13 protein-coding genes and 1 pseudogene are annotated in these 17,273 nt (G+C 54.8%); 6 read left to right on the forward strand and 8 right to left on the reverse strand.

Going from position 1 to position 17,273, the window contains the following annotated elements; translation table 11 throughout:
* Nucleotides 1-204 precede the first annotated feature (204 nt).
* Nucleotides 205-1,056: a 3'(2'),5'-bisphosphate nucleotidase CysQ gene (locus IPN69_00795; protein MBK8809258.1), complete on the forward strand. Its 852-nt coding sequence runs from the start codon at nucleotides 205-207 to the stop codon at nucleotides 1,054-1,056.
* Nucleotides 1,057-2,329: 1,273 nt separating this feature from the next.
* Nucleotides 2,330-4,027, forward strand: coding sequence for a glutamate formimidoyltransferase (gene ftcD / locus IPN69_00800; protein ID MBK8809259.1), 1,698 nt, complete (start codon nucleotides 2,330-2,332; stop codon nucleotides 4,025-4,027).
* 103 nt (nucleotides 4,028-4,130) lie between these two features.
* Here ftcD and IPN69_00805 read toward each other — a convergent pair whose 3' ends face one another.
* Nucleotides 4,131-4,574, reverse strand: coding sequence for a DUF3368 domain-containing protein (locus IPN69_00805; GenBank protein MBK8809260.1), 444 nt, complete (start codon nucleotides 4,572-4,574; stop codon nucleotides 4,131-4,133).
* Between the two features lie 43 nt (nucleotides 4,575-4,617).
* Entirely contained in the window at nucleotides 4,618-4,884 is a 267-nt protein-coding gene (locus IPN69_00810) for a UPF0175 family protein (protein ID MBK8809261.1), read from the reverse strand.
* Nucleotides 4,885-5,211: 327 nt separating this feature from the next.
* Here IPN69_00810 and IPN69_00815 point away from each other — a divergent pair, with 327 nt between their 5' ends.
* On the forward strand, nucleotides 5,212-5,664 hold the full coding sequence (locus IPN69_00815; protein ID MBK8809262.1) for a hypothetical protein: 453 nt from the start codon (nucleotides 5,212-5,214) through the stop codon (nucleotides 5,662-5,664).
* Between the two features lie 23 nt (nucleotides 5,665-5,687).
* Nucleotides 5,688-7,016: an S-layer protein gene (locus IPN69_00820; GenBank protein MBK8809263.1), complete on the forward strand. Its 1,329-nt coding sequence runs from the start codon at nucleotides 5,688-5,690 to the stop codon at nucleotides 7,014-7,016.
* Nucleotides 7,017-7,139: 123 nt separating this feature from the next.
* On the opposite strand, the gene IPN69_00825 is transcribed toward IPN69_00820, so the two are convergent.
* Entirely contained in the window at nucleotides 7,140-7,493 is a 354-nt protein-coding gene (locus IPN69_00825; GenBank protein ID MBK8809264.1) for a hypothetical protein, read from the reverse strand.
* Nucleotide 7,494: 1 nt separating this feature from the next.
* Here IPN69_00825 and IPN69_00830 point away from each other — a divergent pair, with 1 nt between their 5' ends.
* Entirely contained in the window at nucleotides 7,495-8,559 is a 1,065-nt protein-coding gene (locus tag IPN69_00830) for a hypothetical protein (protein ID MBK8809265.1), read from the forward strand.
* Nucleotides 8,560-8,644: 85 nt separating this feature from the next.
* Nucleotides 8,645-8,932: a GNAT family N-acetyltransferase gene (locus IPN69_00835; GenBank protein MBK8809266.1), complete on the forward strand. Its 288-nt coding sequence runs from the start codon at nucleotides 8,645-8,647 to the stop codon at nucleotides 8,930-8,932.
* Between the two features lie 1,278 nt (nucleotides 8,933-10,210).
* Here the strand turns inward: IPN69_00835 and IPN69_00840 are convergent.
* The 5 genes and pseudogenes from IPN69_00840 to IPN69_00860 all read right to left on the reverse strand — a co-directional run bounded on the left by IPN69_00840 (nucleotide 10,211) and on the right by IPN69_00860 (nucleotide 17,272).
* Nucleotides 10,211-11,236 carry a restriction endonuclease gene (locus IPN69_00840; GenBank protein MBK8809267.1) on the reverse strand — a complete coding sequence of 342 codons (1,026 nt, stop codon included), beginning with the start codon at nucleotides 11,234-11,236 and terminating at the stop codon, nucleotides 10,211-10,213.
* Complete coding sequence (locus IPN69_00845) at nucleotides 11,236-12,210, reverse strand: AAA family ATPase (protein MBK8809268.1); 975 nt, start codon at nucleotides 12,208-12,210, stop codon at nucleotides 11,236-11,238. The genes IPN69_00840 and IPN69_00845 overlap by 1 nt, the downstream gene beginning before the upstream one ends.
* A gap of 1,756 nt (nucleotides 12,211-13,966) precedes the next feature.
* On the reverse strand, nucleotides 13,967-14,173 hold the full coding sequence (locus IPN69_00850) for a hypothetical protein (GenBank protein ID MBK8809269.1): 207 nt from the start codon (nucleotides 14,171-14,173) through the stop codon (nucleotides 13,967-13,969).
* Nucleotides 14,174-14,204: 31 nt separating this feature from the next.
* A pseudogene (locus tag IPN69_00855) lies at nucleotides 14,205-14,717 on the reverse strand (restriction endonuclease).
* Nucleotides 14,718-14,734: 17 nt separating this feature from the next.
* Nucleotides 14,735-17,272, reverse strand: coding sequence for a DUF2357 domain-containing protein (locus IPN69_00860; GenBank protein ID MBK8809270.1), 2,538 nt, complete (start codon nucleotides 17,270-17,272; stop codon nucleotides 14,735-14,737).
* Nucleotide 17,273 lies beyond the last annotated feature (1 nt).

Raw genomic sequence — 17,273 nt, forward strand, 5'->3', positions numbered from 1 at the left:
TCGCAGCGTCATCGGCTAATGGCAAAATCAAGAAAGAATACCCGACACGCTGCGAAGCATGCTCACTGCTTACCGCTCACCGCTCACCGCTTACTGCTTGCCGCTCACCGCTCACCGCTCACCGCTCACCGCTCACCGCTCACCGCTCACCGCTCACCGCTCACCGCTCACCGCTCACCGCTCACCGATGCTAGAATGTTACCAATGCTCAACCAAGAACTTGAAACCGCCATCGATCTCGCACGCCGGGCCGGCGCGGCGATCCTCGAATTCTACCGGAACGGATTCGAAGCCGAAGAGAAGATCGGCGCGGATAATTTTACCGAACCCGTTACGATCGCCGACCGCACCGCAAGCCGGATCATCGTCGACGGACTCGAAACGAAATTCCCTTCCGACGGCATCCTTTCCGAAGAAGAGCCCGACACGCATCACCGGCTCGACCGGAAAAGAGTCTGGATGATCGACCCGCTCGACGGCACTGCCGGATTCATCAAACGCGACGGCGATTTCGCCGTCCAGATCGGGCTCGTCGAAGACCGGAAACCGGTCCTCGGAGTCGTATTCCTGCCGAACGAGGATACTCTGTTATTTGCCGCCAAGGATTCAGGCGCGTTCCGCACCGTCGACGGCGGATCGCCGCAACGGCTCGAGGTGTCAGGCCAGCGTCATCTGTCCCGCATCACTATGGCCGCTTCACGCAATCACTACAGCAAGCGTATGTCGCGGGTCGTCGACGAATTTCGTGTCGCCCGGGAGGTCCGCCGCGGTTCGGTCGGGCTCAAGGTCGGCCTCATCGCCGCGCGCGAAGCGGATCTTTACATTCATCTTTCGCCGCGCACCAAGCAATGGGACACCTGCGCGCCCGAGATCATCCTCGAAGAGGCCGGCGGCCGTCTGACCGACATCTTCGGCCGCGAGATCAAATACAACACGCGCGACATCCAAAACCACAACGGCATCCTGGCCTCAAACGGCGCGCTCCACAGCAAATCCGTCGATCGCCTGAAACCGCTCCTCGACCAATTCGACCGACGACCGTTTCGCCACGAATGACACGGATTTCACGAATGCTCATTCTGGGCGTTCAGCCGCCTGAGTCGAATAATCGGCGTGGAATCTCAGTTCTTGCGAGGTTCAACCCGGGAATCCTTTGAAGACAAAGGCAATCATCGAACGTCCGCGATAACGACCAAAGCAAATTAGTGCAATTCGCGAAATTCGTGGCAAAATAAACCGCGCTCCACACCAATTCCGTCGAGCGCCTGACACCGCTTCTTGACCAATTCGAACGACGGCCGTTTCGCCACGAATGACACGGATTTCACGAAAGCACATTTTGAAGGTTCAAGGGCTTGTGGTTCGTCGCGCCGCCCGAAAGGCGTAGGCGGTGCCGAATCGGCGTTCTTCCGATGTACAGCCTTGAAAGAAGACACAGGTTGGTACCGCACGTCCGCGATAACGATCAAAGCAAATTAGTGCAATTCGCGAAATTCGTGGCAAAATAAACCCCGCTCCATACCAATTCCGTCAAGCGCCTGACACCGCTCCTCGACCAATTCGAACGACGGCCGTTTCGCCACGAATGACACGGATTTCACGAAAGCACATTTTGAAGGTTCAAGGGCTTGTGGTTCGTCGCGCCGCCCGAAAGGCGTAGGCGGTGCCGAATCGGCGTTCTTCCGAAGTTCAGCCTTGAAAGAAGACACAGGTTGGTACCGCACGTCCGCGATAACGATCAAAGCAAATTAGTGCAATTCGCGAAATTCGTGGCAAAATAAACCGCGCTCCACACCAATTCCGTCGAGCGCCTGACACCGCTCCTCGACCAATTCGAACGACGACCGTTTCGCCACGAATGACACGGATTTCACGAAAGCACATTTTGAAGGTTCAAGGGCTTGTGGTTCGTCGCGCCGCCCGAAAGGCGTAGGCGGTGCCGAATCGGCGTTCTTGCGAGGTTCAACCCGGGAATCCTTTGAAGACAAAGGCAATCATCGAACGTCCGCGATAACGACCAAAGCAAATTAGTGCAATTCGCGAAATTCGTGGCAAAATAAACCCCGCTCCACAGCAAATCCGTCGAGCGCCTGAAACCGCTTCTTGACCAATTCGAACGACGACCGTTTCGCCACGAATGACACGGATTTCACGAATGCTCATTCTGGGCGTTCAGCCGCCTGAGTCGAATAATCGGTGTGGAATCTCAGTTCTTGCGAGGTTCAACCCGGGAATCCTTTGAAGACAAAGGCAATCATCGAACGTCCGCGATAACGACCAAAGCAAATTAGTGCAATTCGCGAAATTCGTGGCAAAATAAACCCCGAAGATTATGAAAAAGCTCATCGAATGCGTTCCCAATTTCTCCGAGGGCCGTGACCTCGGCGTCATCAAACAGATCACCGATGCGATCGAAGGATCGGGCGGCGTAAAACTGCTCGACGTCGATCCAGGGGCGTCCACGAACCGCACGGTCGTGACCTTTGTCGGCGCGCCCGACGAGGTCGTTGAAGCCGCTTTCCAGGCGGTCAAGAAAGCGCGGGAACTGATCGATATGCGTTCCCACAAAGGCGATCACCCGCGGTTCGGCGCGACAGACGTCTGCCCGCTCGTCCCCGTCTCGGGGATTTCGATGGAGGAAACGGCTGAATACGCACGCAAACTCGCCGCTCGGATCGGCGACGAACTCTCGATTCCAGTTTACTGTTATGAATCGGCGGCCTCGGAAGAAAAGCGCCGAAATCTTGCCAACTGCCGCGAGGGCGAATATGAAGGACTGAAGGACAAACTCGCGAATCCCGATTGGAAGCCCGACTTCGGCCCCTCTGAATTTTCCGAGTCGGTCGCGCGTTCGGGCGCGACGGCCGTCGGCGCACGCGATTTTCTGATCGCCGTCAATTTCAATCTCAATACGACCTCGACGCGCCGCGCAAACTCCATCGCTTTTGACGTTCGCGAAAAAGGGCGCGTAAAGCGCGAAGGCAACCCGATCACCGGCAAGCCGTTGAAGGATGAAAACGGCGACGAGATACGCATTCCCGGCACGCTTCCGGGAACCAAGGCGATCGGCTGGTACATCGCCGAATACGGCATCGCGCAGGTTTCTATGAACATCACGAACCTCTCGCAGACGCCGCTCCACGTCGCCTTCGACGAAGTTTCTGCGAAGGCGGCCGCGCGCGGCATTCGCGTCACGGGACTCGAGATCGTCGGGCTCGTCCCGAAACGGGCGATCATTGACGCCGGCAAACATTATCTGACCAAACAACGCCGCTCGATCGGAATCGCCGAAAGCGAGATCGCGAGGATCGCGATCAAGTCGATGGGGCTCGACGATCTCAAGCCGTTCGATCCGCAGGAGAAGATCATCGAATACGTTCTCGCCGCCGAAGACGCCGCACCGCGCCTGGTCGATATGACCTGCGCCGCGTTCGCCGACGAGACAGCATCGGAATCGCCAGCGCCCGGCGGCGGTTCGATCTCGGCCTATATGGGCGCACTCGGCGCCGCTCTCGCGACGATGGTCGCGAACCTCTCGTCGCACAAGGCGGGATGGGATGACCGTTGGGAAGAGTTTTCGGATTGGGCCGCCCGCGGGCAGGCGATCAAGGACGATCTGATGCATCTCGTCGATGAAGACACGGCCGCGTTCAATCTTGTGATGGACGCCTTCAAATTGCCGAAGAACACTTCGGAAGAAAAGGCCGCCCGCACCGAAGCGATCCAATCGGCGACTCGCTACGCGACCGAAGTTCCCTTCCGCACGATGGAGCGCGCCTTTGACGCCTTCGAAGTGATCCGCGCGATGATCGTCGAAGGCAACCCGAACTCGGTAACGGACGCCGCCGTCGGCGCCCTCTGCATCCGCTCCGCCATCATCGGCGCCTTTCTGAACGTCAAAATCAACGCCGCCGGTTTGAAAGACAAAACCTTCGCCGCCGAGATCCTGCAAAAAGGCGCCGAGATCGAATCAAAAGCGATCGCGACCGAGACCGAGCTATTGGAGATCGTGAACAAAAGAATGTAATGCAGATACGCGCACGAAGTAAGCGTGCCCGAATGTCCAATGCAGAAACGCGCACGAAGTAAGCGTGCGCATCGGCGGTTCGCGTGTCCCTCACCGTCCGTCGTCATTCGTCGGACGACGCCGACTCTTTCATCTCAAACAGAAATCGTGCGACCAGACGCTTATCGTAGAAGATGCCGCCCTTCTCGGCAGTCCGTATGAACGGAGCGACGGCATCGATCAGGCCAAGGTTCTTCGCACGCGCCAAAAGACCGAGGCTGCCGATAACCGCGAGCCCCGACATTGCTGCAAAGCGCCGGGCCTTTCGTTCATCGATGCAGACGAAACCGACATCAAGATCGAGCGCGAGCTGAATCACCGACGCTTCGCCCTTGTCGAGGTGTATGAGAAGTCTCTGGTCGGCCGCTCTATCCGAACGAACGACCTTGACCCAGTCTGGAATTCCAAACTGATAACCTTTCGCAGCACCGGCGAGCATTTCGTCGCGGACTTCCACCGGAGTCAAAAAGCTATACGGCAGGCATCCGACAAATCGTTCAATCCCCATTTTGGAAACTGCGATAAGCGGTCCGGTATTTATTACGATCGTTTCATTCGGCTTTGCCGGCAAACTTGAGGTCATCGCAAAGGTCGTCTTGAGTGAGATTGCTGGTCGGCACGCCGACCGTCGGGATCAACGCGAGGAACTCGACCCGTTCCATCCCCGCAAGTTCCGCCGCCCGCCCGGACGACAACCGCCCGAGTTCATAGAGCTTCGCGGCGAGCAGGAACCGCGCCTGTTGATTGAATTCCGTGTCGGACACTCCCAATACTTTCAGCAATTCGCTCTCGTATTTGATCCGAAGCACATTCTGCATATTGGGAATATAGCACAATCGACTCGTCGAGCTTCAGGAACGCGTCCCAAAAAATCACGCGTTCACGTGTGACCGACTTCGAGTTCCCGATTCTAAAGTTCGCGACCTATTTGTCTGCAGAAACGCGCACGCACGTCAACACCGCGTTCCGCCGGCGTACGTACGAGTACGCAACAAATGCCGGGTACCCGGAATGACCCATTGTGCGATGTTTTGTCGTTTACGTAATCGGAGATCGAAGCCCGGCTGTTCCCGATTTGCAGACAACCGAAAAAGGTGGCCGGCGCAACAAAGATCGCGTGGCAGTAGATCGGCATCAATAAACTTATGAAACAGATTGTTTTCGCCGTCGCAATAACTCTCTTGATGACAGGAATTTCCGCGTTCGCTCAAACAACGAAATCCGCGGAGCTACCCGCCGGCATCGCCGGTTGGAGCGGCGAAGATTCCGACAAACTCCTGAACGATCCGGTGATCAAGACGCGTCTTAAAAAGCTCCTGGGCAGAAAGAACTACGCCGCGTTTATGGACTCTTTCGAAACTTTGACCCCGATTACCAAAGACGGCGACATTCTCTTTGCGAGCGGTTGTTTGATCCACGCCTGCACGCATCTGGAGTCGGCGATCGCGATCGATCTCAAGAACAACACGATCCACGCCGCGATATACAACGACGAAAAACGGACGCGGTTCTTCAACGAACGCGGCAAAAAAACACCCGCACAGATCGTCGATTGGGCGCGGAGACTTGCCGGTCTCAAAAGCAATAACCCTTCATAATCTGAATCTGCGAGGACAAAAAGATGAAATCAACTGTCGTCCTTTTCTTGATGATCTTGGTCATTTGCATATCGACCAATGCCCAAGACTTCAACAATTACACAAAAGAATACGTTCTTGTCTCGCAGACCGAGGCCCGGACCGAGGCTTCCCGGACGCACCGAATGATCCTTTGCGATTATCAGCCTTCGGGACTTTACGTTCGGCGCGGGGAGACGATCACGGTCGTCGTCAACGAACTTGACGATGAATACAAGCTCTCGACGATGATCGGCTTCAAGCCGATGTGGGGGAACCGCAACCGGACCCAGGAAAACGAACTGGAAAACGGCGAGAACACCGTGACGGTGAGCCAGGACGGCATACTTTCATTCATCTTCGTGAAAAGGGACGGCTTTGACGAGGATCCGTCGACGGTCGAGATCAGCGTGACCGGCGGCAAGGCCTTTCCATTGTACAAAGTCGGCCGGACGAACGATGCGAATTGGGAGAACGATCTGCGGAAGATGTTGGGCGCTCCCTTCGTCCAACTCGTCTCCGACAAAGCCCTGCTGACGATCACCTATCCGGATTATCTCAAGCATCCGATCAGCGATGTTCCGGCGACGTTCGAAACGATTCACGAGATGATCGATCTCGAGGAAGAACTCGCGGGCTTCGACGATTCGTCGCCTGAGAATATGCGGACCCGCAACCGTATCAATTTTCTGATCGACCTCTATTCCACGCCGGAGGAAGCCGCCAATTACTATCTGTACGCCTCGAACTATTTTATCGGGATGAAACGAAACAATTTCACAGATCTGACGGAAAATCTGAGCACGGAATGGGGCATCTGGCATGAAACCGGACATACGCACCAGCAACGAAGCTGGACCTGGGGTTCGATCGGCGAGATCACCGTCAACATCTTCTCGCTCTACGTGCAGGAAAATTTCGGTTTGCCGTCGAAGCTCAATGACCGCGAAGGCGGAACGGGCCCGACAACCTTTGAAAAGGCCCGGACCTACATTGCCGACCCGCGAAAGAACTATATGGTCCGAAGCAAGACCGACTACAGCGAGCTGTTTACGAAGCTGGTTATGTTTCACCAGCTCAAATCGGTCTATGGTTGGGAGGCGTTCACCGAATTGCATCAGTATTTCCGCAAAAAGCCCTTTGTTTACGACCCGAACCTGACCGACGCCGAAAAGGCGAACAGATTCGTCTATGCGATGTGCCTCGTCACAAAGAACGATCTCGTGCCGTTCTTCAAGAAGTGGGGGCTCACCATCGACGCCGCAACGACGCAGAAGATCAACGCCCTCCGGCTGCCGAAACCGTCGACCGATCCGTCGACGATCTTTCGTTAGACGCTGGACAGGATTCAAGATTCGAAGTATTCCAGATTCCAGGAGGCTGTCGGCATAATCGATTCAGTGAGCGGAGCACACGCGCGTACGATAGCACCACGTGAAGCGGAGCGGAACGTGGTGTCATCGTACGAGCGTGTACTCGGAACATCGATTTTCCCGACAGACGCTTCGCTTTTGGATCTTCCCTGAGGCTGAAATCTGGAATCTTGGAATCCTGGAATCTGGAATCTGGAATCGGGAGCTTTGAAAAACCCACGGGTTCTTTGTATTCGGGACCGGGACGAGTCGGTACCATCTGCGGTAGCGGATGGTTGAAGATCGTTTGGTATCAATACTTCGGTCCGGGAGTGCCGCAACCAACCATCCGCTACCGCAGATGGTACCGACTCGACGCGATTGCACCGCGATTCGGGATTCCCAGTCTGGAACCCTCGGAATTCTGGAATCTGGAATCTGGAATCTTTTAAGAAACATTATGAAAAAACAACTTATGCTAAAAACGTTTGTCTATCTTTCCCTGCTGACGGTCGGTTTCGCCATTCCGCTTGCGGCGCAAACGATACAGGTTGAAACTGCCGAAAAGCCCGTTCCTTTTCTGGCCCAGGCGACCGGCGCCGCGGACATCAAGATCGAAGTCTCGGCCGTGGTGTCAATAGATGATGCGGGCGAATTGCTGCTTGCCGCCGATGACGAGAACTCTAAACTGCTCGTGATCGAAGCCAAAACAGGACGCGTGATCGATCAGCTCGTTTTGGCGGGGATCGACAAACCCAAACCGAAATGGGAAGGGCTGGCAAAGGACGATGAGGGCGCTTTCTATGTCATCGGCGGGCATACCGTGAAGAAAGAAGAGGAAAGCGATATCGCCAAACTCAAGGCGCGTTCGCGGGTCTTCAGATTCTTCATAATCGAAAACGATGAGAATCCTTCGGGTCTTGGGATCGACGATTCGCGCATTCTTGAATGGTCCGTTGCCGAATCTCTGGTGAAAGAAGAGAAAATAAACAACCCTGCAAACATAAAGATCAAGACCGAAGGGTTGGCCGTAAAGACCCTTGTCGACGCCAACGGAAAGGTTACGAAACGCGAATTGGTGATCGGAATGCGCGAACCGGGCGATCCGGTCCGGGTGATGACGGCGGATATCACGGCGTTGCCGGCGGACGGCGCAAAGCTCGATATGCGCAGGCTTTTCACGTTCAGCAGCGGGTCGGTCAACGGCGTTGCGTTCCGGCTTTCGTCGATAGAGTATGCGCAGCAATGGAAAGGATTTCTGATACTGACATCGACCGAAGACGCGACGAACAACTTCCACGGCAACGCGCTGTGGTTTGCGCCCGACGCGGGGCTTGGATCGCCGACGTTTGCTCCGCAAAAGATCTGGACCTTCGGGGACGGCATCAAGGCGGAGGGCATCTGCGTGTTGCCGAATGCAGACAGCAGTTCAAAAACAATGCGAGCTTTTCTGATCTATGACAACGACGGCAAAACGAACAGTTTGCTCCAAAGCGTAGTCTTGGCCAGGTGGGCGGAGAAATAGGGTCCGGCCCTCGATCATCCCGACGCTTTCGAATCTATCGCGTGACGAATCTTATTGACGTGAAAGCCGGGTATCGGTCGACAAGATCGCCGGAGCCATCGTATCGGTTGCCTCTGCCGAGGGTCGCCCGGACCTTCCGTCCCTTGAACCGCGACGGCATCTCCGCATTCTCGTTCCAAGGCCTGCAAAGCGCCGCGGCGCACAACGCGTGGTGCTTTTTGCCCTTGAGGTCGATGATCGTCAGATAGCAGTTGTCGCCGCACTCATATTCGGAGATCGTGCCGACGATCACGCGCGACGGCTTTTTTTGAGCCGAAGCAATACCCGGAGCCGCCAGAACGGCGATGCCGGCAAAGAAGAAGATCAACAGTGATTTTTTCAAATTAGACTCCTTTTGAACCGATTCTGACGTAACGGGAAAACCGCCCGTCAAAAACAGTTTCGCAGAACTCCCAGCCCTCGTAAAGGGTCCTGCAATGCAGAACCCCGCACGCAGTAAGGGGGTACGGCCGGAGACTCAAATGCAGAACCCCGCACGCAGTAAGGGGGTACGGCCGCATAGCGGTCGGCGCGCTTCGAATTTTCAACAAACGCCCCCGCTCGCGCCAAACGACGCCCCACAGTGCAGAACCCCGCACGCAGTAAGGGGGTACGGCCGCAGAGTGGTCGACGCGCTTCGAATTTTCAACAAACGGCCCCGTTCGCGCCAAACGACGCCTCGCAATTCAGAACCCCGCACGAAGTAAGCGTGCCCAAAATGCAGAAACGCGCACGAAGTAAGCGTGCCCGACCGCAGCGCGGTCGAAGGCCCCGCTTCGATCCCGCGTGCCCGGAAGTTCGAGAGAACTTTAACCGCAACATGCGCGAAGCACCGCGAAACACTCTCCGTCTTTCGCGCCCTTTCGCGCATTTCGCGGACGATCTCACCATGCGATCATTCTGTTTGAGCGTTTGAAGGCCGCTCTCGTTCAAATCCAAAATCCAAAATCCAAAATCGACTGCGTCTCCGGCGCCCGGATGTGCGGCGATGCTCGGCATCGCCGCCGAGCCCCGATCTTATCCAAGCGGCTGCGCCGCTGAGTAGATCACCGATCCGGCCAAGGTTCTTCGCAAGCGCCAGAAGCAACCCGCCAGAGGCCGGTCGCGCACCTCGTGCAACTGTTGGTTCTATGCAGCATTGCAGAAACGCGCACGAAGTAAGCGTGCCGGACTCGCAATGCAGAAACGCGCACGAAGTAAGCGTGCCCGACCGTCGCAATGCAGAAACGCGCACGAAGTAAGCGTGCCCGACTCGCAATGCAGAAACGCGCACGAAGTAAGCGTGCCCGACCGCATTGCAGAAACGCGCACGAAGTAAGCGTGCCCGACCGGCATTGCAGAAACGCGCACGAAGTAAGCGTGCCCGACCGCAGCGCGGTCGAATACCCCGTTGCGATCCCGCGTGCTCGGAAGATCGAACGCAGGTGGTTCCAAATCTCAACCACCCTCAGAGTCTTTTCAATAAGCCCTTTATCGTGCGACTCTCAAGCCGCGGGAAGCTGCTCCGAAAAGATCCGGACGACCCGCGCCAGAAAGCGTGCCCGACAGCAGCGCGGTCGTCGCGCTGCCACCATCGCCCACTCCCCATTCGCGCCGAACGATTCCCGTTACCTCACCCCGTGCCCACTATCGCCCGCAACCTCTCCTCGATCTCTTTCCAGCCCGCTGCGAGATTCACCGTCCGCACCAGAAACCGATGGCCCTCGTATTCATAATCGAGATCGATGTCGCGGTCCGTTCGCGCGTAGAGCAGAATCCCGGTCGTCCGCATCGACCGTTCATCAACTCGCTGGTTCAGCAGATAACTGAAAAGCTGATAGAGATTCGCCGCCGGCAGCTTTTCGGAGTCGTAACTTCCCTTCAGCGGATCGGCATAAAACTTCGTCTCGATGATGATCTTTTCCCGCGCGCTGCGGAGCGTAACGTCCGTTTGCATCTTCGGCAGCAGCGCCCGGTCGGGTCCTTGAAGTTGCCAGTAAATGTCCTCGCGTCCGACGCGAAACTCGTCTTGCTCGATCTCGTAAAACCGCCGCACAAACTCCTCGAACAACCCGCTCATCTTCCGTTCGTCGCGGACGAAATCCTGAAACTCAAACTCGCCGGTGCGTTCCGACAACAACCGGTTCTCGAACACGATCCGGCAGACGCGCAGGACGAAATCATAGAATTTGTTGTTTCGATGCAGCTTGACCGCCGCAAAATGCGCCCGCGTCAATTCCAAAGGCTCAACATCGCCGAACCGCCAGACAAGATCCTTGATGTCCTTTTTGAACCCTGCATCGAGCCCGCGCGTCCGCAGAAGGTCGCGCAGCGTCGAGAGCAGAATCCGGTTCGTCATAATGTTCGACGAAAATTCGTCGAAACTGCAGATCGTACGTTGGCGCAAAAGCAGGTCCGTTTTCAACGTCGCGCTCAGTTCCAGCTTTCCCTTGACGCCCGCGAACTCCGTCGTGATCGGAACATAATTCCGGTCTATTCCGCGCTTGAGCAAGATCCGGGTCGAATTGATCAAAACCTTCGCAAACAAATCGAGCAGCGTCGAGCAATCTTCCGTCGAGACCTTAACCCGATCACGCTCGTCGAGTTTGTTCCAAGCGTAACAGAGCAGGTAATAGATGTTCTCGATCGGTATCGCCATCAGAAATTGAAATGTCCGACCATTCGTCTGACGGTTTCGGGATCGTCGAACCAGATCTCCTCGAACAGCGGCCTGATCTCGAATTCGACGATCTCATTGAGCCATTCGGCGTGATCCTTTCCGTCCGGATTCGTGCAAAAGTAACTGTGCCCGATCTGAAATCCTTCGCCGAGATTGATGTCGGAAGCGATCGTCTGGTTGACACGGTCGATCGCGGTGCAAAGCGCGTTGACAAAACTGTCCGCGAAACCAAAAGAGCCGAGATGCGACCGAAAACGCTCGTTGAACTCTGGCCGAAGCGGTATAAACGCGAACCTCCGGCGCAGCGCGTAATCGACGATCGCGAGGCTCCGGTCGGCGGTGTTCATCGTCCCGATGATGTAAAGATTCGGCGGAACCCAAAACCGATCGGCCTCGTCTTCCGCGTAAGTCATCTTCACCGCGAACTTCTCGCTCCGTTTGTCGGATTCGATCAGCATCATCAGTTCGCCGAAGATTTTAGAGAGATTGCCGCGGTTGATCTCGTCGATAATGAGGAAGAATTTCCGGTCCGGATGCAGCGACGCCTGCTGGCAAAACGTGTAAAAAACGCCGTTGCGAAGTTCGAAACCGGATTTAGACGGGCGCAGTCCCTGAATGAAGTCTTCGTAACTGTAGGACTGGTGAAACTGGACCATCTCGATCTGCGCATCGTTTTTCTGCCCCATCAATTCATAGGCGATCTTGCGCGCTATAAACGTCTTCCCGACGCCGGGCGCGCCCTGCAGAATGATGTTCTTTTTCCGCCTCAGTATTTCCGCCGCCTTCCTGAAATCAAGCGGCGAAATGAAGGGCTTGTCGGCGTCCGTTTCAAAGGAATACGGCCTGACCTCCTCAACTTCGCGCGGAATGTTCTTCTCGTCGATCAGTTCGCGAATGATGTCGAACTCTTCGGGCGTGAGTTTGAACAAACTTCCCTGATTGTTGTTGAGCACCTCGCAGTCCTTTAATCCGACGTTGCTTTGGAGCTCGCTCCAAAAGACCGGAACATCGAGCTTTTCCTGCAGCACGATTTCGATGACCTCGCCCTCGGTCGTAGTGTGCAATCCACGTGTGACCTCGAATATCGCCTGAATCTGCTTGCTCGGACTCGATTCATAACCGATGACCAGATCACCCGGCTGCACGGCCTCGAAATACTTGTAGACCCTTCGCTTGTTTCCCTTCTCGTTTCGCGAAGTGTATGTCTGGGTCTGACCCTGCGAAAACGTACTGATCTTCCAGATGTTCGGATTCGCATTGAGCCACCAGAAGTTCGTCGGCTCCGTCACATCGACAATCGGTGGATCGACAACTATCGGATCTTTGTACTCCAAACCAAGATCGTCAAAGACCGGCTTCAACTCGGGGTAGTTTCGGGCGTATTCGCTCAAAAGAAACGGACCGACCTTCGTCGGCGTGAAGTAATCCGGCCGAAAAAGAACACGATAATCCGCATATGACAAAGGCTTGTAATGGTATGAGTTCCGCGTTAGCCACCGGACTCGACGGCGGCTGTCCATCTTTCCACCGGGATGAAACTCGTATTCACCTTCAATCACGCAAATGCCGTGACATTTGTTGAATCCCTCGCCGATGAACACAATGTCGCCGACGTTCGCAGTTGCGAGCAGCCATGCATTCCAACTCGCTTGGTACGAGTTATGATCGCGGGGATAACCGAGTCGTTCGTTTAGTTCCGGGAGCGATTCGATCACCGAAAGGTCCCCGATTGGAGTTTCTTCCCAATCGGCTCGCCCGATGTATTCGTTGATGTCATTAATTGTGTAACCCGCTGTCTTGGGGTCGTATTTGTAAAAACTCCGTGTTTTTTGGTTGAAGTCTATGACCTCAAGGCGGCGTTGGCGAAGTTCTAAAAGCAGATCCGCGTAATCGCTGACGGCTCTCATCAACCGCTCTTGGTTCTTTAGTCGAGCACCATCCGTGCGTCCGGCTTCAGTCTTCCCCGAAAACCTGACGTGCAGCTGCCTTGCATCCTGATGCGAAAGCTTGTTGCCCGGATAAAGAGATAGCCAACAATAGGTCGCTCCGAAGTTGTTTGCGCCGTAAAAATCGACGTAATGGGATTTGTAATCAGCAAGCTCAAGATCTTTGAGGAGCGCATTGGCGATCTGGTCAAGATATAGCTGCGTCGTCTCTTTAACCTTCGCTCGATAGAAGAACGTGTGAAATAAAGTCCATTCTCTCTGCCAATTCGCAAAGACATCGCGCGGTCCGTAAGAGTACTCGTTCAGCTGCACGAGGAATTCCACAGGGAGATGCGAAAAGTAGTTGGCATCTTTTTCGCGGATCTTCGACTTGATTTCTTCGACCAACGGAAGTGAGATCTCTGAACCGTGTAGACGCTGACGTGCGATTTCCGCACGGAGAAGCGTTACGGGCCTAAAAAGTTCACGGTTGTACTCGTCGACGATCTCCCGGATCGTCGCATCGGGGAGTTCGTTGAGTGCCGAATAAAGCGCCTCGGCATTGTTTGACAGGAATTCGAAACGCGTCGCGAGTTCGTTTATGAAGTTGATTTGTTCGTTCATAGTGCCTGGTTCACCACAGTTGTGAACGCTGTTCCGCAACCTCCCCGCAGACCAGCGCTGCCTGCATCATCATAACAGCCGCGTACGGCTCCGCCGCCCGGATGTGCGGCAAGGCTTGGCCTTGCCGTGAGTCACCCACTCGCGCCGCGGCGCCGCCGCCCTACCTTTTTTCCCGGAGCATCTTCAGCATCCGTTGATAGACAGCGAATACTTCACGCGGCGAAACCGTCGGCAGGCGATTGTCCTCATTCGGCGTGTAAAGCGTCGTCCGACGGTCCTCCCCAAGAAAAGCCTCACGGCGAATTTGTCCGGCATAAAATGCCTGGGTCAGATTGCTCGCAATAATCTCCAAATCGTTCTTGATCACAACTTACCTCCAATTTTTTCGCGAGTGGCTTCTAATCCCTCGCCACCACCGTATCGTAAAGTCCATAACGCGTAAGCCCCGCGTGGCTCTCGATTCCTGTGTAATTCAATGAAGCGTCCTCATACCGACGAAATGCGAAGACGACCTGATTCATTTGCTCGGTGTTGAAGACCCGCAAACTCACCAGCGCATGAAAATCCTGGACCGTCAGGCCGGTGACGATCCTGAACAGGTCCGGTTCGAGCTTCGTGATGACGTCCTGGAACGTGTTTTCACGAAAATCCGTCAGATACATAAACGCCGGAATGCGCTTTGCAAACTTGATCAGCTTTTCCTGAACCAGTTTGCGCTTCGACTTGTATTCCTTCTCTTCGTCACTGAGTTCCTTCTTCTCGCTTGGCGAAAGACCGCCGTTCTTGGCCTTGTTCTTCAACTCTCTCACCTTCTCGCTCTTGTTGATGATCGTCTCGATGACGTTGTCGCCGAGCGACCGCCATCCTTCGATCCGCCCAACGGCGGCCATCGCTTCGGGATCTCCGAGAATAAGGACCTGGACAGAATTCACTGACGCAGCAGCTTAGCGATGCAGTCTTTGGGACGAAACATCAATTCACTCCAAGAAAACTCAATATCGTTGCCAATGAAGCAGGCTGTCCAAGGATCAAAACGGACGTTCAAATTCGCTCGTTCGGACCTCTTGATCGAAAATCGCAAACGCAATTGACCAATGTCATAAACCTGCTCTCCGCCGCTTGATTCATCAAATACCCCAACATCAAGGCTTGCCAGACGGCACTCGCGATAAAAGCGACGTTCGGGTTCCCGCAAAAGCAGGAGTTCGGGAACGTTCGTCGCCTCATTCAGCGCCAATCTGGTGGTGAACGCGAACCTTGGCGGCTGGCCAGTGTAGCGCAACGGGGTCGTCAACGACTGTGGCGTAGAAAGTGAGAACCAGATATAGCGGTCATTCTCATCGCTGCCACGCGATGACGGCGGCGGGGGCGGCGCAATCTCCCTACGCTCCCCAAAATGAACGGACTTGATTTTTGCTTCGAACGCGACGCCACTTTGACCTGGAAATTTTGATTGACTTAGCAGGAACAGTATGAAGTCGGCCCTCAGGCGAAGGCCCCATTTGCGGTGTCGGTTATATGGGCTATGGTAAATACCCATTTCCCGAATGTAATTCAACTGTTCCTGCGATGATACAATTGCGATCAACCCGTATTCATGGGCAGACTCAATTCGGTACCGCTCGTCCGCCGTGCTCAACTCGACCGATGTATCCTCGACCGAATCCGACGACATTTGAATTATGCTCCGCAAGAGCGTCGTGACTTCAACACGTCTTGACGGTAAGAACGGTACACCTCCAATTCCAACCTTTCTTATCGATGTGAAGAAGCGATTCTGGTTCGCATCTGCTCCTGCATATGGATAAAGTACAAATGCCCCGACGGTCTGCTGAACCCATTGGCGATGTCCCATATCCCACACTGTGGCCCCGGCAGATGGAGACGGGCCAAGGGTATTTTGCTCCGCCACAATCTGATCCCTATATGCATGCATTCGATAAATCGTGTCTGCCGGCGGACCCGGCGCTTTGTTTATCCGCACGTAGTCCGGGTCGTCGTGCAGTCTATACTTAGCATCGAAGACGTACCGGAACGATCGGATGTCACCTTGCTTGAAGATCTCCAAGGTGTTGTCAGGACAGGCACTTCCGGTGGGTGTGTTGTCGTTGCGATTGTATACGACACGAACGCACTCCTCGCCATCCCTCTCCAGACTCAATACGGAAGTCTTACCTTTGACAAGTTCTAATGCTACCCGCTTTTGGGTTACCCGAAGCCAAGAGGGAGGGCGCGGGGTGAGTCCAAGTTCGTTGCGCAGAATGCTCGAAAGCGCAACGAAACACCACAATTCGTAAAGCGTGGCAAGATCTTTCTCTGGTAACTCGAGCGGTCCGCCACCAACCTCAAGAACCGATTCGAGCGCGAGCGCTGACGAAAAGAATTCCCGATACCCTGGAGAAAGGTGCAAAGCAAGGGTGGGAGCGATATGTGATTGTTGCTGCGGTTGCAGTTCACGCAAGAATGTCTGGGTCTGAAAGAAGCGCAACTTGTTATCAGCCTCTGACAAGAATTCGGTCCACTTCGCAAAACGCTCCGCGCCCGACACTCCGACAAGTTGATTCTGAAGCCGTCTCAAACGACTGCGAATGCGACCGATGGTAGACGCAACGAATCGGTTTTCTGGTGTGTTCGGCGTGAGCGTCTTTCGCATCCGCGGAATCTCGGGTGACAGCCACGAAACTCCTTGCACTTTGAAATGGCCGTTCGCGGCTTGAACACACTTGCTACCGTTTTTGCGTAGGTATGTTCGAACTACTGAACTCGGACGTGCAGATCTCATTGACCGCTCCAAAGCGTGGGTCACTTCAACCCTCTGCAACGGCGAACGCGATATGATGTCCAACGCGTGTACCAAATTCTTAAATTCGCTATTAAGGAGTGTCAACCACTCGATCTCGCTCGGACGTTGTCCACGCTTCCGGTGCAGGGTCTGAAAGGTTCGTCCATACAGCTCGAAAACCAGCGAACGCACTTCCATTTGCAGGTCTGCGCGAAGTTCAACGAGATCCGTTCGGTAATCAAGTTTTGTGGGAAAAACCTCAAGCCTCAGAGCGAAGCATCTTTTGCTTCCGATCCAAAGTTCGACATCCGTGAATCCGACTTCCGATTGAAAATTCACCGGCACGGAATATACATTTTGAGAGCCAATTTTTCGACGACCTTTAAGCAGGTCCTGCCCATGCAACAGCAAGCGCGGTTTTATTTGGACGTCAGTCTCAACCGAAAGATTGAATAGATACGAAGTCTGCTCGAATAGAAACGGACTTGTCGTGGCCGTACCTCCAGAACTTGCTTCTTCGGAGAGAACAAGAAGTTGGAATGGATCGGAGCTGCCACGCGCGACAAGACTTGTTCGCGTGAGCGTTGGGCTGCTCAAATGGTGCGTAGCTGGTGTCGGCCCGGAAATTGAGAATGTCGTTGTTCCCGGAATCTTCAATTCAAGCAACGCTGATTCGTTACTCATA

It is taken from the genome of Acidobacteriota bacterium, from assembly GCA_016715115.1.
Lineage (GTDB): Bacteria > Acidobacteriota > Blastocatellia > Pyrinomonadales > Pyrinomonadaceae > JAFDVJ01.